This window comes from Hymenobacter sp. UV11 (assembly GCF_004684095.1).
Lineage (GTDB): Bacteria > Bacteroidota > Bacteroidia > Cytophagales > Hymenobacteraceae > Hymenobacter.
Genome location: NZ_SRII01000003.1, coordinates 307,382 through 333,284, shown reverse-complemented (window position 1 = coordinate 333,284; position 25,903 = coordinate 307,382). Strand labels below are relative to the sequence as shown.

The following is a 25,903-nucleotide window of genomic DNA, read 5'->3' as shown; positions in this document are numbered from 1 at the left end:
CGGGGCAAACGGCTCAATGCTGCCAGCGCGGCGGGCTTGAGGCGTGGCGCTGGGGGTAGGGCTGCCTTCTTAGCAGTCGCCGTTCATGCCCCTTGCTATAACTTCTTTTAGGGGACAAAAAACAATTGGCACCTACCAAGGATTATATAGCAAATTTCAACAAAACGCAACAATTCTCTAGCTCGTACGCCCCGAACTTTTGTTACTTTGTTTCCAAAATCATTTATCTCTTTCTAAATTTTTGTTTTTTTATGAAAAAAGTTCTCCTTGCCGCACTGGCATCCCTCACGCTGGCAACTGCTTGCAAAAAAGACGACCCAGCTACGCCGGCTGTTACTACGCAGCAGCTTTCGGGTAATTTGAGTGCGGCCAATTCCATCAAGCCTACCAGCGCTTCCACCGCTACCGGCGACGTTACAGGCACCTACGACCCCGCTACCAAGCTGCTGACCTATACACTTACCTTCAAAAACCTCACCGGGCCGCCGCAGGCCGCTCACTTTCACTACGGTGACGCGAAACACACTGGGGATGTATTTATTCCCATCAGCAACCTGCCGACCGGCACCAGCGGTACTGTCACGGGTAGCACTACGCTAACTACGACCCCAGCCGTAGCGGCCCAGCCGGCTACTGCAACCACCCCGGCCGTTCCGGCTAAGCCGATGGCCGTGCAGGCAGATTCCTTTAAGATGGCTCACGTGTACGCCAACATTCACACTAGCCAATACCCTAGCGGTGAAATTCGTGCTAACGTAATAGTGAAGTAAGTTTTTACGCGCTTGGAAATCAAAAAAAGAGCCGGCCGCTGTCTTAGCGGCCGGCTCTTTGCGTTTGAGAGCGGCGCGCGTAGCAACTTTGTGCGGGGAGCTGGGTCTTTGCGCCCTACCCCCCTCCTACCCCCTCGCCCTTTAGTTTTTTTGAATGAAGCTTCTCTCTGCTGCGCTGCTGCCGGGCTGCCTGCTGCTGGCCCTGGCGGCCCAGGCCCAGGCGCCCTCTACCCCCCTGGCGGCGGCCAACGCGCCCTACCAGCCCTCGGCTACTAAAACCAACGACTTGGTGCACACCCGGTTGGCCGTGCGCTTCGACTACGCCAAGCGCTACCTCTACGGGCAGGAATGGGTGACGCTGAAGCCCCACGCCTACGCCACCGACACGCTGCGGCTTGATGCCCAGGGCATGGATATCAAGAGCGTGGCCATCATGAGCGGCGGGGCGCAGCAGCCGCTGAAATTCGACTACTCGGATAAGAATAACCTGCGTATCAACCTCGACCGCCTCTACAAGCCGGGCGAGGAGTACATGGTGTACATCGAGTACACGGCCAAGCCGGATGAGCTGCAAGTGCAAGGCTCGCAGGCTATTACCGATGCCAAGGGCCTGTATTTTATCAACCCCGACAGCGCGGTGGCGGGCAAGCCGGTGCAAATCTGGACCCAGGGCGAGACGCAAAGCTCGTCGGCCTGGTTTCCGACCATCGACCGGCCCAACCAGAAGACGACCGAGGAAATTGCCATGACCGTGCCAGCCAAGTACGTGACGCTCAGCAACGGCCGCCTCGTGAGCCAGAAGCCCGCCGGCCCCGGCCTGCGCACCGATACCTGGAAAATGGACCTGCCCCACGCGCCCTACCTCTTTATGATGGCCGTGGGCGACTTCAAAATCTACAAGGATACCTGGCGCGGCAAGGAAGTTAACTACTACCTGGAGCCCAAGTACGCGCCCTTCGCCAAGCAGATTTTTGGTAATACGCCCGATATGCTGGAGTTTTTCAGCAGCCGGCTGGGCGTCGAGTTTCCGTGGAATAAGTACAGCCAGATTGTGGCCCGCGACTACGTGAGCGGCGCCATGGAAAACACCACCGCCACGCTGCACGGCGAGCAGGTGCAAATGACGGACCGCGAGCTACTGGACCGCACCTACGACCAGGAATCGGTGATTGCGCACGAGCTATTTCACCAGTGGTTTGGCGACTACGTCACGGCTGAGTCGTGGTCTAATATCACGGTGAACGAGTCGATGGCCGACTTCTCGGAGTCGCTCTACGCCGAGCACAAGTATGGCCAGGACGAGGCCGACGCCCACAACTACCGCTACCGCCAAAGCTACCTGGCCAGCCCGCGCGACGCGGCCAAAAACCTGGTGCGCTTCCATTATAACAATAAGGAAGACGTATTTGACCTGGTAAGCTACCAGAAGGGCGGCGCCATCGTGCAGATGCTGCGTACCTACCTGGGCGACGACGTATTCTTCGCTGGCTTGCAGAAATACCTCACCGACAACAAATTCGGCAACGGCGAGGCCCACCAGATGCGCCTGGCCATGGAAGCCGTGTCGGGCCAGGACCTCAACTGGTTTTACAACCAGTGGTACTACAACAATGGCAGCCCGGCCGTAACCATCGACTACGCCTGGAACGCGGGCAGCAAAACCCAGAGCGTCACCATCAAGCAGACGCAGCCGGGCGAGCCGTTTCGGCTGCCGCTGGCCATCGACTACTACGTGGGGGGTAAGGCCCAGCGCCAGCGCGTGACCATGACTGAGGCCACCCAGACCTTTACCATGCCGCTGGCCGCCCGGCCCGAGCTGGTGAACGTGGACGCCGACAAATTCACGCTCTGGCAAAAAACCGACAACAAGCCCCTGGCCGAGTACGCCTACCAGTACAGCCACGCCCCGCTCTACGTTGACCGCCGCGAGGCCCTCGACGCGGCCCTGACTCAGCAAACTACCAGCAGTGCTGCCCGTGCCGTGGTGCTGGCCGCCCTCAAGGATAAGTTCTACGGCCTGCGCATTGCGGCCATTCAGGGCTTGAAGCTCGATAATAAGACCGTGGCCAAAGCTGCCGCGCCTACCCTACGCCAGCTTGCCGCCACCGAGGCCGACACCCACGTACGCGCCGCCGCGCTGCTGGCCTTGGGCGAACTGAAAGACAAGAAAGACGCCAAAACCCTGACGGCCGCGCTCGGCAGCCAGTCCTACGGCATTCAAGGCGCGGGCTTGCAAGCCTTGGGCGAGATTGACGCCCCCCTGGCCCTGGCCCGCGCCAAAACCCTGGAATCGGAGCCGCACCTGGCCTCGGCCGTAACGGGCGTGTACGCCGCGCACGGTGGCCCCGCGCAGTGGAACTACATGCGCACCACCTACGATGCCGCCACCGGCCGTAGCCGCTACGGCCTCATTGCGCCGATGGTGCAGATGCTGGGCCGCCTCGACGACCCCACGGCCTTCGGCGAGGACGTGGACCGTCTCCAGAAGGTGGCCCTTCAGCCCCAGTTGCGCGCCTACGGTTTTGATAAGCGCATGATTGACGCGCTGCAAAAAGGCGCCGCCGCCCAAACCGGCGCCCACGCCACCCAGAACCAAGCCACGGCCGCGGCCGCTGTGCAAGCTATTCAAGCCGCCAAGTAAATGCTGCTACTTGTATTGCGAGCCTGCGAAGCAATCGCATTTAAGCGATGTTCAAACGACTCGTTTAAGTGAGATTGCTTCGCAGGCTCGCAATGACAGACGTTTTTGCATGAAACCTAATAAAGTGAGGGAGGGGGTAGGGAACGCCAGCGTGGCGCTTCCTTACCCCCTCCCTTTTGCGTGAGCTGCAAATGAAGCGGCCTTCTACGTTGAACTATCCCGGCGGGTTGCGCGTCGGGGTACCTATGCGCAAGACCACTCCGCTGGTGCTGGCCGCCCTGCTCGCAGGCCGCCTCACCCCCGCCCTGGCCCAAAATACCCTGGATGAGAGCAACGAAAACGCGGAAACGCCTTTCTTTCAACACATTCGGCCCGACCGGCCCGGCCAGACTATCACGGCCGGCGTGCTGCGGCCGGGGCAGTTTCAGCTCGAAACCGGCTGGCAGCACTACGCGCCCCAAGGGGGGGTAGGGATTAACAGCCAGGCTACAATGCTGCGCATCGGCTTTTTCAACAGCATGGAATTGCGCATCACCCAGCCTTACGTGTTCGGCACGGCCGGCACGCCAGCCACGATGGGCGAAAGCGGCGCCCCGCGTCCCGACTCGGTGGGCTGGGCGCCGCTCACGGTGGGCACCAAGCTGATGCTGACGCCTGACCGGGCCAGCCGCTTCCAGGTAGCCTTGCTGGTAGAAGCGGCGCTACCCAACACCGGCCAGAATGGCCTGCGCCGCAGCACCTGGGCCCCCGCCGGCCGCCTGCTCGTGAGCCAGCAGCTAGGCCGCCGCGCCGCCCTCGAAGGCAACTTCGGCTTCGTGCAGAGCGGCATCACCCTGACGAATATTTTCAACGGCCAGATTGGTGGGCAGTACATCGGCTCGCTGGCGCTCACGGCGCCCATCACCAACCAGGCCGGCTACTTTGTGGAAGCCTACGGCCGCGGCCGCGATAACCTGACCACCGGCGCCAACGCCGGCCTCTACTACCGCCCCTGGACCGGCCTGCGCTTCGATGCTACAGTGGGCCGCATCCTGGGCGGCGTGAGCGCCGGGGCCAACACTGTGGGGGTAGGCCTAGGCTTTCGGCTGGGCGGCAACGGCGGCAACTAGTATTACCCCCTGCACTATTACTCAGGGTACATTTTACTGGTAATCAATTATAAAACACCATTCGCAACAAAAAAAAGTCTGTCTTTAGCCACACTTTTTACTACTCAGAGCCGGCTCGTAACGTATAGTTGCGAGCCGGCTTTTTTTCCGGCTTTTTCCATGCGTCTCTCCGCCTTTTTTCTGTCTTGCCTACTGCTAGCCGGCACTGCCTGCCAGCGCCCCACCGACCGCGGCAATACCACGCCGCCCGTTACCAATATTACTCCTGATGCGCCGCTGCGCAATACGCGCTGGGTGCTGCGCCAGCTCTCTAGCCAGCCCCTGCATGAAACCTTCCCCGAGGGCCAGGAGCCGTTTCTGTTTATCAGCGCGGCGGGCACAGCCGAGGGGCAGGGTGGCTGCAACCGCTTTCGGGGCGGCCTCGAATCGGTTGAGAACGACGGTGAGCTGCAATTTGCGCCCCTGCTGAGCACCCGCATGGCGTGCCCCTCCCTCGACACCGAGCAAAGCTTCGCCCAGGCCCTCGGGGCCACCCGCGCCTACCGTATTGTAGGCAACATGCTGATGCTCTACGGCAACTCGGAGCGCAGCGGCGAGCCGCTGGCCCAGCTTGAGGCCGTGCACCTGCGCTGATAATAGTCGTCGCCAAAAGCGTCGCCAAAAAGCCCGTTATTCCTCGACAACTTCGGAATGACGGGCTTTTTCAACGCTGTTCTGCCAAGAATAGCTACTTTTCGGGCGCCACGCGGGTTGGCGTTTGCTGGCCCGCCACGATGCCCCTGGCACTCTGGGCAATGGCTTGGATAACGGCCGTCATGTTCTTGATATCCAGACTACTCACCTCGTCGTCCACGCTGTGGTAGAGCTTGTCGGTCGGAATCTGGTCGGTGCTGATGGTGTGGGCTGGCACGCCCAGGCGCGCCAGCGTGGCGTTGTCGGAGCGGTAAAACAGGTTTTGCTCGGGGTAGGGGTCGGGCTCAAACTTGAACGGCGTGCCTTGCAGATTGGCTTGCAGCAGCTGGCCAAAATCCGATTTCTCGTAGCCCGTGATAAACGCCGTGTTGGGCCCAAACTTGGCCGGCTTGCCAATCATCTCGATGTTGAACATGGCTGTCAGGCGCTGCGGGTCGAGCTGCCGGGAGAAATAGCGCGCCCCGAAGCCCCCAATCTCTTCGGCCGTGAAGGCCACGAAAATCAGCGAGCGGGCATTCTTTTTCTGCTTCTTGAAATACTGCGCCAGGGCCACCACGGCCGTCGTACCGCTGGCATCGTCGTCGGCCCCATTGGCAATCGAGTCGCCCGCCATCGGCTTAATAATGCCCAGGTGGTCGTAGTGGCCCGAAAAAATGACTTGCTCGGCCGCGTGGGCCGGGTCGCGGCCCGGCAGGTAGCCCACTACGTTGCGCAGCGTCAGCGTTTTGGTGGTGGTAGTAGCCGCTACGCGGTACGTGAGGGGGGTAGGCGCAGCGCTGGCCAGCAGCCACACGCTCGAAGAAGCATTACCGGCTTGTTCGGCCCGTAGCTGCGGCTTGCTGAACTGCGCCACCAGCGACTTGAACTCGTCTGCATGCACGGGGTCAAAAATGACCAGCGTGTTTTTTTCGGGCCGGAATATCTCCCGGAAGTGCGGCTGAATCTTCTCGGTTGGCCCGAGGAACAACACGCGCACGTCGTCCTGCTCGGTCCAGCTGAGCGCGGGCTGGCTGGTGCGGGCAAATACGTGGTCGGCGGGCAGCGCTACCCCATTGAGCGTGGCTTGGGCGCCGGCCAGCGCCGACTCATACGCCGGAAACTCCTGCATAAAACTCGTAGCGCCCGGCAGCGGCTGCAAGCCAATGCGCTTGAACTCAGCGGCCAGAAACTCCGCCGCTTTCAGCTGACCAGGCTGGCCGGTGGCGCGGCCCTGCATATCGTCGGCGGCCAGGGTCGTGAGCACCCGCTTCACGGTGCTTTCTGACACGCGCTGCGCGGCGGCCGGCTGCACTACCAGCGCCAGCAGCGCCGCCGCCACTACGTTACCTAATGATTTGCAATAGCTTAGCATACCGTATTATTTCGCGGGGGTAGTAAGCACGGGGTCGATAACTGCCAGCGCTGCTGCCAAGTCGGCTTCCGAGCTGAGGCCACCCTTGCGCGCTTTTAGGGCCGCCAGGGCCGCCGGCTGGCCGGCCAACGCCTGCTCCAGGCTGGCGCGCTTCAGCTTGAGCGGGGTGAAGTGGCCATCGGCCGGCCAGTGCAGGTAGTAGTGCGTCTGCTCTTCGAGCACATTTACCGTGTTGTTCGACACGTAGGCACCGTTTTCAACAGCCCGTTTCTTAACTTCTTTGCGCACGAATTTCAATAGCTGGGCGTGCGGGCCATCGAAGACCACCTCCCCGCAGCTGCCCCCTTCGGCGGGCAAGGCCGCCGAAGAATAGCACACAAAGCGGCGGGCCAGACTACCGCCCAGGAGGCTGAATTCGCGCACCTGACCCAGGGGCACCACTACCGAGTCGCCTTTGGCACGGCGCACCCGCAGCTCTTGCCGGTACACGTCATATTTCAGTGGCGTGGCAATGGGCTGCGTCGAAGCGCTTAGCAGAATGGTACCCGGCAACCAGGAAGCCAGCAGAAACGGGCTGCCTTGCAGCGTATTCGCTTCGGGAGGCGGCATGGCATACCCGTTGTTGAAATTATTGCTGTTATGGTCACGGGCCAGCTCTGAGCTTTGCGCGTGGCTTAGCAACGGCAGGCTACACCCCAGGGCCAGGGTCGCACTCCTAAAAAACATGCTCACTGTAGTCATACATGTACCTATAAGACTTGGCCTACCATCGGCTACCTAGTAACGCTACGCCACCGTCAGCACCAGGTCGTCGGCCTGCACGCGGGCGCCCTCGCCCAGCGCCAGGGTGCCCACCGTCAGGTCGTCGGGCGCGGTAATGGTGGTTTCCATTTTCATGGCTTCAATCACAAACAGCGGGGTGTTTTTGGCTACCTGCTGGCCGGCGGCCACCAGCACCTTGCTCAGCATGCCCTGCAGGGGCGCGCCAATTTGCTTGGGGTTGGCGCGGTCGGCCTTTTGGTTGTGCACGGTCTTCACTTCCACGTGCCGGTCGCGCACTTCCAGGTTGCGGGTCTGGCCGTTGAGGGCGAAGAACACGGTGCGCATCCCCTCGTCATTCACGGGGCCGATAGACTGCAGACGAATGATAATCGTCTTGCCCCGCGCAATGGTGATGATGGTTTCTTCGCCTTCCTTCAGGCCGAAGAAAAAGACGGGGGTAGGCACCCGGCTCACGTCGCCGTAGTTCTGCCGGAACTTCCAATAGTCAGCAAACACCTTGGGGTAGAGCAGGCTGGAAAGCAAGTCGGTGAATTGCGCGTAGGGGTGCTCCTTCTCAAAATCGGCCCACTCCTTGTCAAAATCAATAGGCGCCAGGTGTTCGTTGGGCCGGTCGGTGAAAGCCGGCTCACCCTTGAGCACCACCCGCTGAATATCGGCGGGCCAGCCGCCCAGCGGCTGGCCAATATCGCCGCGCAGCAGCTCGCGCACCGACTCCGGGAAGCTCAGGCTCTCGCCCCGGCTGATAACTTCCTCGGGCGTCAACTTATTGGAAACCATGAACAAGGCCAGGTCGCCCACCACTTTGGAAGAGGGCGTCACCTTCGGAATATCGCCCAGCAGCTGGTTGGCATCGTGAAAGCGCTGCTTCACTTCCTCAAACTTGTCGAGTAAACCCAGCGCCGCCGCCTGGGGCCGCAGGTTGGAGTACTGCCCGCCCGGAATCTCGTGCCCGTACACCTCAGCCGTGCCCGCCAGCAGGCCCGATTCGAAGGGGTAATACTGCTCGCGCAGGGCTTCCCAGTAGTCGCTGAACTCGTTGAGGCTGCGCTGGTCGAACTCGCGGTGGCGCGGCGTGTGGCGCAGCATCTCCACCAGCGAGTTGAAGTTGGGCTGCGAGGTGAGGCCCGAGAGGCCACCCAGCGCCACGTCAATCACGTTCACGCCCGCTTCCACGGCCTTGAGGTAGGTGGCGGGCTGCAGGCTGCTGGTGTCGTGGGTGTGCAGGTGAATGGGAATCTTCACCGTTTCGCGCAGGGCCGGAATCAGCTCGGCCGCCGCGTAGGGCTTCAGCAGGCCCGCCATATCCTTGATGCAGAGGATGTGCGAACCGGCATCTTCGAGCTGCTTGGCCAGCGTGAGGTAGTACTGCAGGTTGTACTTGGGCCGGCTGAGGTCCAGAATATCGCCGGTGTAGCAGATGCTGCCCTCGGCCAGGCCGGTGGTTTGCTTCCGCACGAAGTTGATGCACGACTCCATGCCCTTCATCCAGTTCAGGGAGTCAAAAATGCGGAACACGTCAATGCCCTTGGCGCCGGCCTCGGCCACGAAGCGCTCGGTCAGGTTATCCGGATACGCCTTGTAACCCACGCCATTAGCCCCGCGAATGAGCATTTGCAGCAAGATATTCGGCACGGCTTCGCGCAGCCGGGTGAGGCGCGCCCAAGGGTCTTCGTGCAGAAAGCGCAGCGCCACGTCGAACGTAGCCCCGCCCCACACCTCCATCGAGAAGGTTTGGGGGTGCTGGTGGGCGTAGCGGTCGGCCACCTTCAGCATGTCGATGGTGCGCATGCGGGTGGCCAGCAGGCTCTGGTGAGCGTCGCGCAGCGTGGTGTCGGTGTAGTGAATGAGCGGCTCGGCGCGCAGCCACTGGCTGAATTTTTCGGGGCCCAGCTCCTGCAGCTTCTGCTTGGTGCCGGCGGGGGGGGGTAGGGTGCAGTCGGCGTGGGGCAGCGGGGCGGGGCGCACCTGGCGGCGCTCATCCACGCGGCCTTCCACGTCGGGGTTGCCATTCACCACCACCTCGCCGATGTAGTGCAGCAGGCGCGTGGCCCGGTCGAGGCGCTTCCGGATATCGAGCAGCTCGGGGTGGTCCTTGATAAAATCAACGGTCGCCTCGCCGGCCTGAAACTCGGGATTGCGGACGATATTCTGCAAAAACTGCATGTTCGTCTTCACCCCCCGCACCCGAAACTCGTCCAGCGTGCGCAGCATTTTCTGGGCCGCGCCGGCCAGGGTGGGCGCCTGGGTCGATACCTTCACCAGCAGCGAGTCAAAAAACGGCGAAATCACCGCGCCCTGGTACACCGAGCCCTGGTCGAGCCGGATGCCGAAGCCGCCCGCCGAGCGGTAGGCCACGATGGTGCCGTAGTCGGGCTTGAAGTCGTTGGTGGCGTCTTCGGTGGTGATGCGGCACTGCACGGCCACGCCCATGCGCGGCACCGTCACGTCGGGTCCCAGCCCAATTTCGGGCGATTCGAGAGGGTAGCCCGAGGCAATGTAAATCTGGGTTTTAACGATATCTACGCCCGTTATCATCTCAGTCACCGTGTGCTCGACCTGGATGCGGGGGTTTACCTCAATAAAATAGATGCGGTCCAGCTCAGGGTTCACCAAGAATTCCACCGTGCCCACGTTGTCGTAGCCCACGGCCCGGCCGATTTTCAGCGCGTACTCATACAGCCGCTGGCGCAGCGACTCGGTCAGGTCTGTGGCCGGCGCCACCTCTACTACTTTCTGGAAGCGGCGCTGCACCGAGCAGTCGCGCTCGTAAAGGTGCGTGAGGTGCCCGTGCTGGTCGCCCACCAGCTGCACCTCGATGTGCTTGGGCCGCTCCACAAATTTCTCCAGAAATACGGTGTCGTCGCCGAAGGCATTGAGCGCCTCGTTGCGCGCCTCAAAGAAGCCCTTGCGCAGCTGCTCATCGTCGCGAATCACGCGCATGCCCCTACCCCCTCCACCCGAGGCAGCCTTGAGCATAATGGGGTAGCCGATGCGGTGCGCCTCGGTCAGGGCCACCTCCACATCCACCAAATCGGCCTCGCTGCTCTCAATCAGCGGCACTTCGCATTGCAGCGCCACTTCTTTGGCGGCCACCTTGTCGCCGAGCGCTTCCATCACCTCGGGGCGCGGGCCCACGAAGATGATGCCTTCCTCGCGGCAGCGCCGGGCCAGGTTAGCATTCTCGCTCAAAAACCCGTAGCCGGGGTGAATGGCCTGCACGCCGTTCTCCTTGGCTACGGCGATAATGGCCTCAATATCAAGGTACGGGCGCAGCGGCTCGTCGTCGCCGCCAATCTGATAGGCCTCATCGGCCTTGTAGCGGTGCAGCGAGTTGCGGTCCTCGTAGGTATAAATACCGACCGTGGAAATACCCAGTTCGGTGGCGGCGCGGAACACGCGGATGGCTATTTCACCGCGATTGGCGACGAGCAGCTTCGTGATTTTCATACGGGTTTTGGCAGAAGTAGCGGCTGTTAGGCGGCTAAGCTACGCCGTGGGCCGCAAGCTTCCTACCCCCCTACCCCTCCGCAATGGCCCCAATCCAAGGCAAGCGCGCCCGCACGGCTTGCAGGCGCGCGCTCAGCGCATCGAGACCCGGCTGGTGCACGCTACCCAGGTGCGTAGTCGCAAATTCCTTATGCGGCACGTAGGTGCCGGCGTCCACGGCCTGCCCCACTTGCTTATACGCATCCCGAAACGGCACGCCCTGCTGAATTAATTGATTGATATTCTCAACCGAAAATATCGCGTCGTACTTCGGCTGGTCAATCACGCCCGGTACTACCTGCAATTCGGGCACGGCGAAGAGCAGAATATCGAGAATATTCGCAAACTGCACCATCGGCCGGAATAATATCTCCTTCAAAATCTGAAAATCGCGGTGGTAGCCGCTGGGCAGATTATTAATGGTGAGAATAATATCAGTAGGCAGCGCTTGCAGCCGGTTGCAGTGCGCCCGCACCAGCTCAAAAACGTCGGGATTTTTCTTGTGCGGCATGATGCTGGAGCCCGTCGTAAATTCCTTCGGTAGCTTCACAAAGCCCAAATCCTGGCTGTTATACAGCACTAGGTCATAAGCCAGTTTGCTGAGCGTACCTGCCACGCCCGCTATGGCAAAAGCCAGCGTTTTTTCAGTCTTGCCGCGCAGCATCTGCGCACCTACCGCACTGATAGCCAAGCTACCAAATCCCATCTCGCGGGTCGTCTGCTCGCGGTCGATACCGAAGCTGCTGCCGAAGCCCGCGCCCGAGCCTAGCGGGTTATGGTCAGCCACGGTGTGCGCCGCTTCCAGCAAACTCATATCCAGCAGTAAATGCTCGGCATACGCGCCAAACCACAGCCCAAAGCTACTCGGCATGGCCGCCTGAAAATGCGTGTAGCCCGGCAGCAAGTCGTTTTTATATTTCTCGCCCCGTTGAATTAATAAATCGGCTAATTCCAGGATTTTAGCGCCAATTCTTTCGGTATAATCCTTAATGAATAATTGAATCGCCGTTAGCACTTGGTCATTCCGCGAGCGCGCCGTGTGGATTTTCTTGCCTGCATCACCGAATTTATTGGTCAAATAATATTCGATTTTGGAGTGCACATCCTCAAAATCGGCTTCAATCTGAAACGTGCCGTTTTCGACCTGCGCCAGCAGCTCGTCCAAGCCTTGCAGCAGCTGACTTTCTTCCTCTTTTGAAATCAAGCCAATACTCGCCAGCATCTTCGCCTGCGCCTTGGAGGCCAGCATGTCGAAGGGCGCCAAGTACATATCCAGCTCCCGGTCCTGCCCCACCGTGAACTGCTCAATTTTATCGTTGACGGAGAAGCCTTTTTCCCAGATTTTCATATTTTACAACTACTAGCTCCCACCCATCTGTCATGCTGAGCTTGCGAAGCATCCTATCACCGCTGAACGACTAATTCTGGCGTGGCAAGATGCTTCGCAAGCTCAGCATGACAGACTAAGAGAATTAAAATTTAAAGTCGGATAATAAACCAATATAATCCGCAATTCCACCGCGGATTTCACTCAACAAAATATATTCATCCGGCGCGTGCGAGCGAGCGCTGTCACCCGGCCCCATCTTCAAGGTAGGAAACCGCATTAATGCCTGGTCAGAGAGCGTCGGTGAGCCGTAAGTTGTTTTTCCCATCGCCACCGCCTTTCGCACAATCGGATGATTTAAGGAAATTCCTGACGACTGCAAATGCGTGGAGCGCGGCGTAATTTCAGCTTGCACATTCGCGCGGATTATTTCCAGAATTTCCTCGTTCGTGTAGCACTCCGTAGGGCGCACGTCCACCACGTAGCGGCACTCATCAGGCACTACATTATGCTGCGTGCCGGCGCTTATCTGGGTTACCGTCATTTTCACCGGCCCGAGCAACTCCGACACTTTCGGAAACTGGTAGCTGCGCAGCCAATTAATATCATCCAGCGCTTTATACAGCGCATTATCGCCCTCGTTGCGGGCGGCGTGGCCGGTGCGGCCATGTGCTACGCCATCGAGCACCAGCAGGCCTTTTTCGGCTATGGCGGCATTCATGCTGGTGGGTTCACCCACAATACCGAGGTCAATTTTTCCTAATTCAGGCAGAATACTTTTGATGCCATTGGCGCCCGAAATTTCCTCCTCGGCCGTGATAGCGCAAATTAAATTAAACGCCGTGGGTTGGTCGTAAAAATATCGAAATACCGCCAGTAAGCTCACCGCCGATGCCCCGGCGTCGTTGCTGCCCAGGCCAATTAATTTATCACCTTCCCTTACCGCACCAAAGGGGGGGTAGGACCACGCCACGCCCGGCCTCACAGTATCGTGGTGCGAGTTGAGTAAAATAGTAGGCTTTGCGGGGTCGAAATGGCGGCTTGTGGCCCACACGTTATGTCCCTGCCGCTGAGCCGGAATAGTATGCTGCGTCAGAAATGCTTCCAGAATATCGGCAGTAGCGGTTTCTTCCCGCGAAAAAGACTGCGTTTGAATTAATTGAGTTAATAATTCAATCGCTTCTTCGCTCAGCTGCGCAATTAATTCAGACATAGCAACGTACGCAAGTCAGACCCAATATTGAGCGCGTGGCCAATAATTACCTTTGCTACCCCTTGGTTCAGCGCCGAAAAGGCATTTTCCAGCTTGGGCAGCATCCCATCGGCAATAATTCCCTGCTGCTTTAATTCAGCATAAGTTCTTGAATTAATTTCAGGAATCACCGAGTTATCATCAGTCACATCGCGTAGCACCCCATTCTTCTCAAAGCAGTAGTGTAGCGTCACTTCGTACTCAGCAGCTAGCGCCACGGCTACGGCGGAGGCAATGGTATCGGCGTTGGTATTCAATAATTGGCCTTGCCCATCGTGAATAATGGGGCATAGCACGGGCGTAATATTAGCCGCCAGCAAGGTTTGCAATAAGGTTACATTGACGCTGGCCGGCGTCAAGTCACCCACAAAGCCGTAGTCGATATCTTTCACCGGACGCTTGTGACCCCGGATTATGTTGCCGTCGGCCCCGCTCAAGCCCAGCGCGTTTATGCCCTGCTTTTGCAGCTCGGCGACCACCTGCTTGTTGGTTTTGCCAGCGTAAAACATCGTTACGATATCGAGCGTGGCGGCGTCGGTGATGCGGCGGCCGTTGATGAGCTGGGGCTCCATCCCTAGTTCGCGCATCATCGTGCTGGCGCCTTTGCCGCCGCCGTGCACCAGGATTTTGGGACCGGCCACCTGGGCCAGTAGCGCCAGGAATTTCGTCAGCTCGGCGGCATCGTCAATAATGCCACCCCCAATCTTATAAATAGTTACTTCCTGCTTATTCATATTTTGTTCATCGCCAGCCCTTCACCCAGCCGCGAAAAAAAACACCTTTTCTGTTGCGGGCAAAAGTAGGAACTTTTACCTTTGCGGCTCCATTATGGCCCCTGGTTTGCTAGTTTAACTCGCTAGCCCACGGCTACTTTCTGCAATGACTTACTTGGTTCGCACCAATTCTCTGCTTTCCACTACGACCCGTTTGGGCTCGGAAAGCATGCGCACGCTGGTTTGCGCGTTGCTGCGACGATCCTAGCCGGCTTCAACCGCCGGCGCTGGCCTGTAACGCCAGCTTTTACCGAGCTATTCTCGTATTCAGCGAGAGAGCCCGGCCGCTTAACCGATAGATTTCGGGTTTTCTGCCGCTAACTCGCTTGTTGTGGGGGCCGGTTAACTGCGTCTCTTTCCTTAAGTTATCCCTTTAATAATCATGACAATTCGGGTTGCAACGGCAGCAGACACGCACTACGCGGACCTGCTGTGCCAGTGGTACATCGAGTCGGCCAAGCAGCGGGGCACTGGCATCGCTAAGCGCGACCCGGAATATGTGCGCGAGAAAATGCGCCAGGGAAATTCCGTTATTGCCTTCGTCGACGGCGAGCTGGCCGGCTTCTGCTATATCGAAACCTTCGAGAGTGGCAAGTTCGTGGCCAATTCGGGCCTCGTGGTGAACACCGAGCTGCGTAAGAATGGCCTGGGCCGCGCCATCAAGCGCGAGATTTTTCGGCTGTCGCGCACCAAGTATCCCAACGCCAAGATTTTCGGCATCACGACCAGCCTGGCGGTGATGAAAATCAACAGCGACCTGGGCTACAAACCCGTGACGTTCTCGGAGTTGACGACCAGCGAAGATTTTTGGAAAGGCTGCAAAAGTTGCAAAAATTTCGCTATCCTGACGGAGAATGAGCGCAAAATGTGCCTGTGCACGGGTATGGTCTTCGACGATATTAACGCTCCCCTGCCGGCTGTGGAAATTGACGAAGATGCACCGGCTATTCCGGCCGAAATGCAGCTACCAATAGTAGCACCGATGTAATCGTAGCGCGGACTTTCTGTCCGCGCTACGAGCTGAAAGCTGCTCCCGGCAATAGTATTTATGATTCTTTACTCGCGGACTAACAGTCCGTGCTACTCACTCTAATGAAGAAAAAGGCAATTGTAGCGTACAGCGGCGGGCTGGATACCTCGTACTGCGTGGTGAACCTCTCGCGGGAGCAGGATTTAGAAGTGCACACCGTTATCGTGAATTCGGGCGGCTTTTCGGCCGACGAGTTAGTCGCCATTGAAAAGCGCGCTTATGAACTGGGCTCGGTGAAGCACGAGGTAATTGATATTACGGAGCGCTACTATCACGATTGCCTGCGCTACCTGCTGTTTGGCAACGTGTTGAAAAACGACACGTACCCGCTGAGCGTGAGCGCCGAGCGCATGTTTCAGGCGCTGGCCATTGCCGAGTATGCCAAGCGAGAGAATGCTGAGTATATCGTGCACGGCAGCACTGGCGCCGGCAACGACCAGGTGCGCTTCGACGTGGCTTTCGCCGTTATTTCGCCCGATACGGAGATTATCACGCCCATCCGCGACCAGAAGCTGTCGCGCCAGGCCGAGATTCAGTATTTGCAGGACCAGGGCTTCGAAATGAGCTGGGAAAAGGCTAAATACTCCATCAACCGGGGTATTTGGGGCACCAGCGTGGGCGGCGTCGAAACGCTGACCTCACGCCAGGCTTTGCCCGAGAGCGCCTACCCCACCCAATTATCCAAAACTGAGCCCAGCCAGCTGGAAATCACCTTTGAAAAAGGTGAGCCGGTGGCCCTGAACGGCCAGCGCATGGATGCCGTGTTGCTCATTCAGCAGGTGAATGACATCGCCGGCGCTTACGCCATCGGTCGCGACACGCACGTGGGTGACACCATTTTGGGCATCAAAGGCCGGGTAGGCTTCGAGGCGCCAGCGGCGCTGCTGCTTATTAAGGCGCACCACTTGCTGGAAAAGCATACGCTTTCGCGCTGGCAGCAGCTTAACAAAGAGCCTATTGCGACCTGGTACGGCACGCTGCTACACGAGGCACAGTATCTCGACCCGGTGATGCGCGATTTCGAGGCGTTTTTGGTGTCGTCGCAGGATCGCGTGACGGGCACGGTGTTCGTCGAACTGCGGCCCTACCACTTTGAGCTGCTGGGTATTGAGTCGAAGTACGACATGATGCAATCGAAAGTGGCGACCTACGGTGAGGAGAACAACGCCTGGGATTCGCGCGACGCGCGCGGCTTTATTAAAATCTTCGGCAACCAATTGAAAATCCACGCCAGCCTGAACGATGAGCAAGTTGGTTAAGGCGGGTATCGTGGGTGGCGCGGGCTACACGGCCGGCGAGTTGGTGCGCCTGCTGCTGCACCATCCGCAAGTCGAAATCGGCGCGGTGGTTAGCTCGACGCAGGCCGGGCAGCCGCTGCACTCGGTACACGACGACTTGCTGGGCGATACCGACCTCACCTTTGCCAGCGAGCTAACCGGCGATGAGGACGTGGTTTTCCTGTGCCTCGGCCACGGCAACTCCCGCGAGTGGCTACTGAAAACGCATCTACCCCCCTCCACGAAGGTCATTGACCTGAGCAATGATTTTCGCCTGGCGGCCGACCGCGACGTAGCCGGCCGGCACTTCGTATACGGCCTGCCGGAGCTGAACCGCGAGCAAATCCGCACCGCCGACAGCATTGCCAATCCGGGCTGTTTTGCCTCGGCCATTCAGCTGGCGCTGCTGCCGCTGGCCGCCGCCGGGCAGCTGCACGATGCCGTGCACGTTTCGGCTATTACGGGCAGCACCGGCGCGGGCCGGGGCCTCGTCGAAACGACGGGCTACACCTGGCGCACCGGCAATATTTCAACCTATAAAACCTTCACGCACCAGCACTTGGGCGAGATTGGCGAAACGCTCGTAGGCTTGCAGACGAGCTTTGCTAAGCCAGTGCGGTTCATTCCTTACCGGGGCAATTTTACGCGGGGCATCTTCGCTTCAGTTTATACTACCTGTGAACTTTTAGTACCCGAAGTACAAGAGTTGTACGCCGACTACTATCGTGATGCGCCGTTTACGATAGTGTCGGAGAAGGAAATTCACCTCAAGCAAGTGGTGAACACCAATAAATGCTTGTTGCACGTGGCTAAGCACGACGACCAAGTGCTCATCACGTCCGCGCTGGACAACCTGCTGAAAGGCGCATCGGGGCAGGCTATTCAGAATATGAATCTAATGTTTGGCTTGGAGGAAACGGCAGGGTTGGGAATAAAAGCCTCGTTTTTCTAATCTTGCGGCTCTACCGGCCATTCTAGATTAGGAAGAAACTCAATAAAGGTTTTACTATCAAATTTCTTTAAATAATAGTCTCTCTCCTAGCCAATGCTTCAAGACAGGCAGTATTTTACGCTTGATGGTGAACAGGCCACTAGAATCGAAGGGTATCGGTACGCTGTTACAGAATCAGGTCGCATTTGGAAGTTCTGGAATAAAGAACCTGGAAAGGAACACGAGCCTCTGGTATATTCTAAAAATGGTAAAGATGGAAGTAGAAAGCCTCATTGGATTGAGCCGGATATTCCACAGCATGGCTACATAAATATTACACTTAACGGAGCAATAAAACTTAGGTCTGATTTGAAACCCTGGCATAGAGGCGGTCAAAAATTCTTAAAAAAAGTCGAACAACTACCAATCCATATTCTTGTAGCAAAACATTTTATTCCAAATCCTAATGAATACAAATTTGTTGAGCACGTTGATAGAATTATAACAAATAACCATTACATCAATTTGCGATGGGTCGATAAAGACCTAATGAATTATGCCTTATTCATCCAGAAGAACAAAGGTTCTTTTTTAGATTCTGAATAACCTAACCATGAACCTCTTCGACGTTTATCCGCTAGTGGACATCACCCCCGTTCGGGCGCTCGGCGCGACGCTTTGGGACGCGAACGGTCAGCAATACCTGGATTTTTACGGCGGCCACGCTGTGATTTCCATCGGTCACAGCCACCCGCACTACGTGCAGCGCGTGCAGGAGCAGGTGGCCAAAATCGGCTTCTACTCCAACTCGGTGAAAATCCCGATGCAGCAGGAGCTAGCCACGAAGTTGGGCGACTTATCGGGCTACCCTGACTACAGCCTGTTTCTGTGCAACTCGGGTGCCGAGGCCAATGAGAATGCGCTCAAGCTAGCGTCGTTTCACACGGGCAAAAAGCGGGTAATCGCCTTCAAGGGTGCGTTTCACGGCCGCACGTCGGGGGCCGTGGCGGCGACGGATAACCCTAAAATTGTGGCACCTTTTAACGCAGGCCACCTGGTTTCCTTCCTGGAATACGACTTGCCAGCGGTGGTGGAAGCACTGCGCGGCGGCGACGTGTGCGCAGTCATCGTGGAGCCGATTCAGGGGGTAGGCGGGGTTATTAGCCCGCCCGACGATTTTCTGGTGGGTCTTTCGCTGGTCTGCGGGGCGCACGGGGCCCTTTTGATTGCCGACGAAGTGCAGAGCGGCTACGGCCGCAGCGGTAAGTTTTTCGCGCACCAGCACGCGGGCATCCGGCCGGATATTATCACCACGGCCAAGGGCATGGGCAACGGCTTCCCGATTGGCGGTGTGCTGATTTCGCCCAAATTTAAGGCGTCGTATGGCTTGCTGGGTACCACGTTTGGCGGCAACCATCTGGCTTGCGCGGCGGGGCTAGCGGTACTCGAAGTATTGGAGCAGGAAAACCTGGTGGCTCACGCGGCCGAGCTGGGTGCCTACATCATGCAAGAGTTGTGGGCGCACAGCCAAGCCACGGTGGTGCGTGGGCGTGGGCTGATGATTGGCGTGAAATACGATTTCCCCATCAAGGAGATTCGTGACAAGCTCATGTTCGAGCATCACATCTTCGTGGGCAACGCCAGCGACCCGAACGTACTGCGCTTATTACCACCACTTAACATCACAAAAGCCGAGGCTGACCTATTTTTGCAGGCGCTATACGCGCTGGAACCGGCTAAATTTGCGGTTGATAACACGGTAGTCGAGCAGGAATAATAGAAGGATAAGGTCATGCAGAGCGCAGCGAAGCATCTCGCGTGTTAACGCTAGGGTTACCAACCCAACGTTGCGAGCGAGATGCTTCGCTGCGCTCTGCATGACCGACGACCCTGACAAACGATAGTTAAATTGCTTAAAGCGACCAACGGAGCACCACTCCATTTTACACATAACTCAACAAGCGTGGAAAATACGAAGCCGGTAAAACTGGTATTAGCCGATGGCACTGAGCTGGAAGGCAAGTCGTTTGGGGCCTACACGGCGTCGGCGGGCGAGGTTGTGTTCAGCACGGCCATGACGGGCTACCCCGAAAACCTGACCGACCCCTCCTTCCGGGGCCAGATTCTGGTGCTCACCTACCCCATGGTGGGCAACTACGGCGTGCCGATGGAGCAGATTGAGCAGGATATTTCGAGCGCCCTCGAATCGAGCCAGGTGCATATTTCGGGCCTTGTGGTGTCGTATTATTCGGAGGAGTACAACCACTGGAACGCCTCGCAAAGCCTGAGCGAGTGGCTGGCGGCGCACGATATTCCCGGCATTTACGATGTGGATACCCGGATGCTCACCAAGAAGCTGCGCGAAGAAGGCGCGATGCTTGGCAAAATCGTGACGCCTGACCACGACGTGCCGCTGCACGACCCCAACGAGGACAACCTCGTGGCCCAGGTGAGCGTGGACGGCGTGAAGCGCTACGGCAGCGGCAAGCACAAAATAGTGCTGGTCGATTGCGGCGTGAAAAACAACATTATCCGCTGCCTGCTGGAGCGCGACGTGGAGCTAACCCGCGTGCCCTGGGACTACGATTTCAACCAGCTCGACTACGACGGCCTGTTCCTGAGCAACGGCCCCGGCGACCCCACCACCTGCGAAAAAACCATCGGCCACCTGCGCACCGCACTGGCCGGCGACAAGCCGATTTTCGGCATCTGCCTGGGCATTCAACTCATGGGCCTGGCCTGCGGAGGTAGCACCTACAAGCTGAAATACGGCCACCGCAGCCACAACCAGCCCGTGCGCCAGCTCGGCACCAATAAGTGCTACGTGACCTCGCAAAACCACGGTTTCGCGGTAGATATGAAGAACTTGCCCGCTGAGTGGGAAGGCTTATTTGAGAACCTAAACGACGGCACCTGTGAGGGTATCCGCCACAAAACCAAGCCGTTTTTCGCGGTGCAGTTTCACCCCGAAGCCGCCGGCGGGCCAGTGGATACGGAGTATTTGTTTGACGACTTTTTGGCTTCGGTGGAGAGGTATAAGGCGGAGCAGACGACGGTATAAACAGAAGCAACAAGCAACGTCATGCTGAGCGGAGCGCAGCGAAGTCGAAGCATCTTGGCAGGTTCGTTGGAATACGTATGCAACGAAGCGGCCAAGATGCTTCGACAAGCTCAGCATGACAGTCACTCGCTTTTCAAAATATGTACGTCTACATTCTTACTAACCCTACGAAAACCGTGCTTTATATCGGTATGACTAGCGACTTGGTGAGGCGGCTCTATGAGCACAGTAGCGGGCGTGGCGACGTTGGAAAGTTTACGGGTAAATATCAGGCGGACTTGCTGATTTACTTTGAAATATGTCCTGATGCTACGCAGGCTATTGCGCGTGAGAAGCAACTAAAAGGCTGGACTCGGGCGAAAAAGGAAGCTCTGATAAACGGATTTAACCCTGCTTGGAAGGCAATTGACTTAGAAACTTGGGAGGGTTAAATTCATGTCAAAATATTCAGCAGCAAAAGACCCCGATTTAATAGGCACTTATCCGGCGTTCGTTGGCTCAGGCGGCTACGTTTGGGATGAGGTCTTAGAATATCGGGTCTGGTGCCATCCGCATGATGGAGCACCCGATTTTGATGATGGCGATGACTACTTCTATTCTTTTGAGACATACGAAGAAGCCTTGGCTTATTCGTTGGCACACGCTGGAACAGAAGCGCCGCTGGTTCTTGTGCTACAAGAGGAATACATAGACGAGCCTGAACCCGAAAAATACATTCACATCAAGGAAAAGCGCATCGCTGAATGGAAACCTGAGTTTTTAAGTCGGCCACAGAGAAATGAGCATACTATTCCTGACTTTTTTTCTCCGCATGCCCTTAGCAACCGCTTGGACATAATACGTGGACTTGCTTAGCAACGAAGCGGCCAAGATGCTTCGACTTCGCTGCGCTCCGCTCAGCATGACGAACGCCCTGATTTTGACGTTAAAAAACTTAATTTTTACACTCGCTTCCTTCTTATTCTGAAGGCTTTAAGCAACCAATGAAAGACATCAAGAAAGTACTGGTTCTCGGCTCGGGCGCTCTGAAAATCGGCGAGGCGGGCGAATTTGACTATTCCGGTTCGCAGGCGCTGAAGGCGCTGAAGGAGGAAGGCATTACGACCATCCTCATTAACCCCAATATTGCCACCGTGCAGACGTCGGACAATATTGCCGACGACGTGTACTTTCTGCCCGTCACGCCGTATTTCGTCGAGGAGGTAATTAAGAAGGAAAAACCCGACGGCATTCTGGTGGCGTTTGGGGGGCAAACGGCGCTAAACTGCGCGGTGCAGCTCTACCGGAATAATATTTTCGAGAAGTACAACCTGCGCGTGCTCGGCACGCCGGTGCAGTCAATCATTGACACCGAGGACCGGGATATTTTCATTGACAAGCTCAATGAAATCGACGTAAAAACCGCCCGTAGCCGGGCTGTGACTACCATGGACGACGCGCTGGCGGCGGGCCTGGAAATCGGCTTTCCGCTGATTATTCGGGCGGCGTTTGCGCTGGGTGGCCTGGGTAGCGGCTTTGCTAACAACGAGGACGAACTGCGGGCGCTGGCCGAGCGGGCGTTTACGACTTCCGACCAGATTTTGGTGGAAGAGTCGCTGAAAGGCTGGAAGGAAGTGGAGTACGAAGTGGTGCGCGACTGCTATGATAACTGCATCACGGTCTGCAACATGGAGAACTTCGACCCGATTGGTATTCACACCGGGGAGAGCATCGTAATTGCGCCGTCGCAGACGCTGAGCAACCGCGAGTACCACAAGCTGCGCCAGATTGGCATCAAGGCTATTCGGCACCTGGGCATTGTGGGTGAGTGTAATATTCAGTACGCGCTCGACCCGGTTTCGGAAGATTATCGCGTGATTGAAGTAAACGCGCGTTTGTCGCGCTCGTCGGCGCTGGCCTCGAAGGCGACGGGCTACCCCCTCGCATTTGTGGCGGCCAAGCTGGCACTGGGCTACGGGCTGTTCGAGGTCAAAAACAGCGTGACGCAGACGACTTCGGCGCTGTTTGAGCCGGCGCTCGACTATGTGGTGGTGAAGCTGCCACGCTGGGATTTGGGCAAGTTTGACGGCGTGACCCGACTGATTGGCTCCAGCATGAAGAGCGTGGGCGAGGTGATGGCCATCGGGCGCTCGTTTGAGGAAGCCATTCAGAAGGGCCTGCGGATGCTGGACACCGGTAAGCGCGGTTTCGTGGCCAACCGGCCCGAGGCCGACGTGACCCCCGCCCAGGTAGATAAGCTGCTGAGCGACCCCAACGAGGAGCGCATTTTCGCTATCAATCAGGCATTTGAACTGGGCTACACCATTGAGCAAGTGCACGAGCTGACGAAAATCGACCTGTGGTTTTTGCAGCGCCTGAGCACCATTTTCGAGCTGGGTCAGCGGCTCCTACCCCTCGGCGACGGCACCACGCCCGACACGGCGCTGCTGAAAGAAGCCAAGAAACTTGGCTTTTCGGACCAACAGTTAGCGGCCAAATTCTACGGCGAAAACGACTTGCGCAACAGCGAGTTGCGCGTGCGCACGCTGCGCAAGTCGCTGGGCATTGTGCCGGTGGTGAAGCAGATTGATACGCTGGCAGCCGAGTTTCCGGCCCAGACCAACTATTTGTACCTCACCTACCACGGCACCGAAAACGACCTGAAGCCGGAAACCGAAAAATCGGTGGCCGTGCTGGGCTCGGGCGTGTACCGCATCGGCAGCAGCGTGGAGTTTGACTGGTGCGGCGTAAACGCCATCCAGACTGCCGCCGAGGAGGGCTACAAAACCATCGTTATCAACTACAACCCCGAAACCGTTTCGACCGACTACGACGTGAGCGACCGGCTGTATTTCGAGGAGCTGTCGTTTGAACGAGTGATGGATATTCTGGATTTTGAGCAGCCGGGCGGGGTTATTCTCTCCACAGGCGGCCAGATTCCCAACAACTTAGCCATGCGCCTGCACCAGGAAAACGTGCCGGTGCTGGGCACCTCGCCCGAGCGCATCGACGAGGCCGAAAACCGCCACAAGTTCTCATCGATTATGGACGAGCTGGACATCGCGCAGCCGCGCTGGAGCGAGCTTTCGACGCTGGAGGGTGTGTTTGAGTTCGTGGAGAAGGTTGGTTTCCCGGTGCTCATCCGGCCTAGCTACGTGCTGTCGGGTGCCGCCATGAACGTGGTTTCCAATAACTTCGAACTGGAAACCTTCCTCAAGCTCGCCAAAGAAGTGAGCACCGAATACCCGGTAGTGGTATCGGAGTTTATTCAGGAAGCCAAGGAAATTGAGCTGGACGCAGTGGCCGACCACGGCGAAATCGTGAGCTACGCCATCTCGGAGCACGTCGAGTTTGCGGGCGTGCACTCGGGCGACGCCACCATGTACTACCCCCCCCAAAAGGTGTATGTGGAGACGGTGCGCCGCCTGAAAGCCATTGCCGAAAAAATTGCCAAGCGCTACGAAATCAGCGGGCCGTTCAACATCCAGTTTTTGGGTAAAAACAACGACTTGCAGGTGATTGAGTGCAACATCCGGGCTTCGCGCAGCTTCCCGTTTGTGTCGAAAGTATCGGGTAACAATCTGATTAAAAAGGCGACTAAAATTCTGCTTGGCATACCCGTAGACCGCGACGCCAGCGAGCTGGTGTACGATGCCAAGTTTGTGGGTGTCAAGGCCTCGCAGTTCTCCTTCACTCGCTTGGCGGGCGCCGACCCGGTGCTGACGGTGGACATGTCCTCGACCGGTGAGGTAGGCTGCCTGGGCGACACCGCCGCCGAAGCGCTGCTCAAGTCGATGCTGTCGGTAGGCTACCGCATCCCGCAAAAATCGGTGCTGATTTCGGGCGGCCCCATCGCCTCGAAAGTGACGCTGCTGCCGGTGGCCCAACTACTGGCCGAGCGCGGCTTCACGCTCTACGCCACGGAGGGCACCCATAAGTTCCTCGCCGACATGGGCCTGGCCTCTACCCTCCTCCACTGGCCCGATAGCCAGGAGCAGCCCAACGTGCTGGAATACCTGCGTAGCAAGCAAATCGAGTTGGTCATTAATATCCCCAAAAACCTGACGAAAGGCGAGTTAGATAATGACTACAAAATCCGCCGTACTTCGGTCGATTTTAATATCCCACTGCTAACGAATGCGCGGCTGGCGAGCGCATTTATTAATGCGTTTTGCGAGCTGGAGATGAGCGACTTGAAGATTAAGAGCTGGAACGAGTACAAGGCTGGGTAATCGCCTCGTTACTGAATAATAGAACGTCATGCTGAGTTTGTCGAAGCATCTCTACCACGCCGTTAGGGTAGTAATCCAACGAAGCGGTAGAGATGCTTCGACAAGCTCAGCATGACGTTCTTTTTTGGCTTTGAGCTATTCTAATTAATTATGAAAAACTTCCTCTCTTTCGCCGATGCGGGCGACTATAAAGCGCTGCTGGCTCAAGCCTTAGAAATTAAGGAAAACCCCTTCGGCTACCAGCACGTGGGTAAGAATAAAACCGTGGGGCTGATATTTTTCAATCCCAGTTTGCGCACCCGTCTTAGCAGTTTGAAAGCAGCATACAACCTGGGCGCGCAAGCCTGGGTGCTGAACGCGGGGGCCGACTCGTGGACATTGGAAATGGCCGATGGCGCCGTGATGAACGGCTCGACGCAGGAGCACATTAAGGATGCTATTGCAGTGATGAGCCAGTATTGCGACGTGCTGGGCGTGCGCACGTTTCCGACGCTCAAGGACAAGGAGGCCGACTACAACGAGGAGGTGATGAGCAAGATTTTGCAGTACGCCACGGTACCGGTTATCAGTCTGGAAAGCGCCACGCTGCACCCCTTGCAGTCGTTTGCCGACCTCATTACAGTGGCGGAGACGAAGAACAAGGAGCGCGTGAAAGTGGTGCTGACCTGGGCCCCACACGTGCGCGCCCTGCCGCAGTGCGTGCCCAACTCATTTTGCGACTGGTTTTCGGAAATTGACTGGGTAGATTTTGTGATTACCCACCCCGAGGGCTACGAGCTGGACCCGAAATTCACGAAGGGTGCCACCATTGAGTACGACCAGAAAAAAGCCCTTGAAGGGGCCGATTACGTGCAGGCCAAAAACTGGAGCAGCTACCGTGACTACGGCCAGGTGCTCAGCAACGACCCCAACTGGATGCTCACGCCCGAGCATATGTCACTGACAGATAACGGCAAGTTTATCCACTGCCTGCCCGTGCGCCGCAACGTGGAGGTGTCGGATGCCGTGCTCGATTCACCCAATTCGCTCATTATTCAGGAGGCGGGCAATCGCACGTTTTCGATGCAGACTGTGCTGCACGAGCTGCTTAAGTAACCTGACTGCGCGCTCATAGTGCACGGCAATTTGCCAATGCTGGCTAGGGCTCACTGCCTACAAAAAAAGGATGCCGCTACACGTAGCGGTATCCTTTTTTTATTAGATATCTG

General features: G+C 57.5%; 20 protein-coding genes. 14 read left to right on the top strand and 6 right to left on the bottom strand.

Annotated elements, in window-relative coordinates:
- The first annotated feature begins 251 nt into the window (after positions 1-251).
- The 4 genes from E4631_RS06425 (at position 252) to E4631_RS06410 (ending at position 5,153) form a co-directional block, all read left to right on the top strand.
- Positions 252-770 (top strand): CHRD domain-containing protein, encoded by a 519-nt coding sequence (locus E4631_RS06425; protein WP_133657621.1) that lies wholly within the window; start codon positions 252-254, stop codon positions 768-770.
- 154 nt (positions 771-924) lie between these two features.
- Positions 925-3,411: a M1 family metallopeptidase gene (locus E4631_RS06420; protein ID WP_133657622.1), complete on the top strand. Its 2,487-nt coding sequence runs from the start codon at positions 925-927 to the stop codon at positions 3,409-3,411.
- A gap of 245 nt (positions 3,412-3,656) precedes the next feature.
- Positions 3,657-4,520, top strand: a complete 864-nt coding sequence (locus tag E4631_RS06415; RefSeq protein ID WP_166648087.1) for a transporter — start codon at positions 3,657-3,659, stop codon at positions 4,518-4,520.
- Positions 4,521-4,679: 159 nt separating this feature from the next.
- A complete protein-coding gene (locus E4631_RS06410) occupies positions 4,680-5,153 on the top strand; it encodes an META domain-containing protein (protein WP_133657624.1) in 474 nt (157 codons plus the stop codon).
- Between the two features lie 94 nt (positions 5,154-5,247).
- Here E4631_RS06410 and E4631_RS06405 read toward each other — a convergent pair whose 3' ends face one another.
- From E4631_RS06405 to argB, 6 genes are all read right to left on the bottom strand, one after another.
- Positions 5,248-6,564: a M20/M25/M40 family metallo-hydrolase gene (locus E4631_RS06405; RefSeq protein ID WP_133657625.1), complete on the bottom strand. Its 1,317-nt coding sequence runs from the start codon at positions 6,562-6,564 to the stop codon at positions 5,248-5,250.
- Positions 6,565-6,570: 6 nt separating this feature from the next.
- Positions 6,571-7,173, bottom strand: a complete 603-nt coding sequence (locus tag E4631_RS06400) for a hypothetical protein (protein ID WP_133657626.1) — start codon at positions 7,171-7,173, stop codon at positions 6,571-6,573.
- A gap of 177 nt (positions 7,174-7,350) precedes the next feature.
- Positions 7,351-10,794, bottom strand: coding sequence for a pyruvate carboxylase (locus E4631_RS06395; protein WP_133657627.1), 3,444 nt, complete (start codon positions 10,792-10,794; stop codon positions 7,351-7,353).
- A gap of 70 nt (positions 10,795-10,864) precedes the next feature.
- A complete protein-coding gene (argH, locus tag E4631_RS06390) occupies positions 10,865-12,181 on the bottom strand; it encodes an argininosuccinate lyase (RefSeq protein ID WP_133657628.1) in 1,317 nt (438 codons plus the stop codon).
- Between the two features lie 124 nt (positions 12,182-12,305).
- The gene (locus E4631_RS06385) at positions 12,306-13,373 is read right to left on the bottom strand and encodes a M20 family metallo-hydrolase (RefSeq protein ID WP_133657629.1); all 1,068 of its coding nucleotides are present in this window, start codon (positions 13,371-13,373) and stop codon (positions 12,306-12,308) included.
- Complete coding sequence (gene argB, locus E4631_RS06380) at positions 13,361-14,146, bottom strand: acetylglutamate kinase (RefSeq protein ID WP_133657630.1); 786 nt, start codon at positions 14,144-14,146, stop codon at positions 13,361-13,363. Before argB ends, E4631_RS06385 begins: the two co-directional genes overlap by 13 nt.
- 421 nt (positions 14,147-14,567) lie before the next feature.
- Here argB and E4631_RS06375 point away from each other — a divergent pair, with 421 nt between their 5' ends.
- From E4631_RS06375 to E4631_RS06330, 10 genes are all read left to right on the top strand, one after another.
- A complete protein-coding gene (locus tag E4631_RS06375) occupies positions 14,568-15,173 on the top strand; it encodes a GNAT family N-acetyltransferase (RefSeq protein WP_205704211.1) in 606 nt (201 codons plus the stop codon).
- Between the two features lie 104 nt (positions 15,174-15,277).
- Complete coding sequence (gene argG, locus E4631_RS06370; RefSeq protein ID WP_133657631.1) at positions 15,278-16,474, top strand: argininosuccinate synthase; 1,197 nt, start codon at positions 15,278-15,280, stop codon at positions 16,472-16,474.
- Positions 16,458-17,444, top strand: coding sequence for an N-acetyl-gamma-glutamyl-phosphate reductase (gene argC, locus E4631_RS06365; RefSeq protein WP_133657632.1), 987 nt, complete (start codon positions 16,458-16,460; stop codon positions 17,442-17,444). Before argG ends, argC begins: the two co-directional genes overlap by 17 nt.
- Positions 17,445-17,537: 93 nt before the next feature.
- On the top strand, positions 17,538-18,029 hold the full coding sequence (locus tag E4631_RS06360) for a hypothetical protein (protein WP_133657633.1): 492 nt from the start codon (positions 17,538-17,540) through the stop codon (positions 18,027-18,029).
- A gap of 7 nt (positions 18,030-18,036) precedes the next feature.
- On the top strand, positions 18,037-19,200 hold the full coding sequence (locus E4631_RS06355) for an aspartate aminotransferase family protein (protein WP_133657634.1): 1,164 nt from the start codon (positions 18,037-18,039) through the stop codon (positions 19,198-19,200).
- Positions 19,201-19,386: 186 nt separating this feature from the next.
- Positions 19,387-20,484: a glutamine-hydrolyzing carbamoyl-phosphate synthase small subunit gene (carA, locus tag E4631_RS06350; RefSeq protein WP_133657635.1), complete on the top strand. Its 1,098-nt coding sequence runs from the start codon at positions 19,387-19,389 to the stop codon at positions 20,482-20,484.
- A gap of 140 nt (positions 20,485-20,624) precedes the next feature.
- Complete coding sequence (locus E4631_RS06345; RefSeq protein WP_133657636.1) at positions 20,625-20,915, top strand: GIY-YIG nuclease family protein; 291 nt, start codon at positions 20,625-20,627, stop codon at positions 20,913-20,915.
- 4 nt (positions 20,916-20,919) lie between these two features.
- Positions 20,920-21,339, top strand: coding sequence for a GCN5 family acetyltransferase (locus E4631_RS06340; RefSeq protein WP_133657637.1), 420 nt, complete (start codon positions 20,920-20,922; stop codon positions 21,337-21,339).
- A 128-nt stretch (positions 21,340-21,467) separates the two neighbouring features.
- The gene (gene carB / locus E4631_RS06335; protein WP_133657638.1) at positions 21,468-24,695 is read left to right on the top strand and encodes a carbamoyl-phosphate synthase (glutamine-hydrolyzing) large subunit; all 3,228 of its coding nucleotides are present in this window, start codon (positions 21,468-21,470) and stop codon (positions 24,693-24,695) included.
- 150 nt (positions 24,696-24,845) lie between these two features.
- The gene (locus E4631_RS06330; protein WP_133657639.1) at positions 24,846-25,790 is read left to right on the top strand and encodes an N-acetylornithine carbamoyltransferase; all 945 of its coding nucleotides are present in this window, start codon (positions 24,846-24,848) and stop codon (positions 25,788-25,790) included.
- The last annotated feature ends 113 nt before the right edge of the window (positions 25,791-25,903 follow it).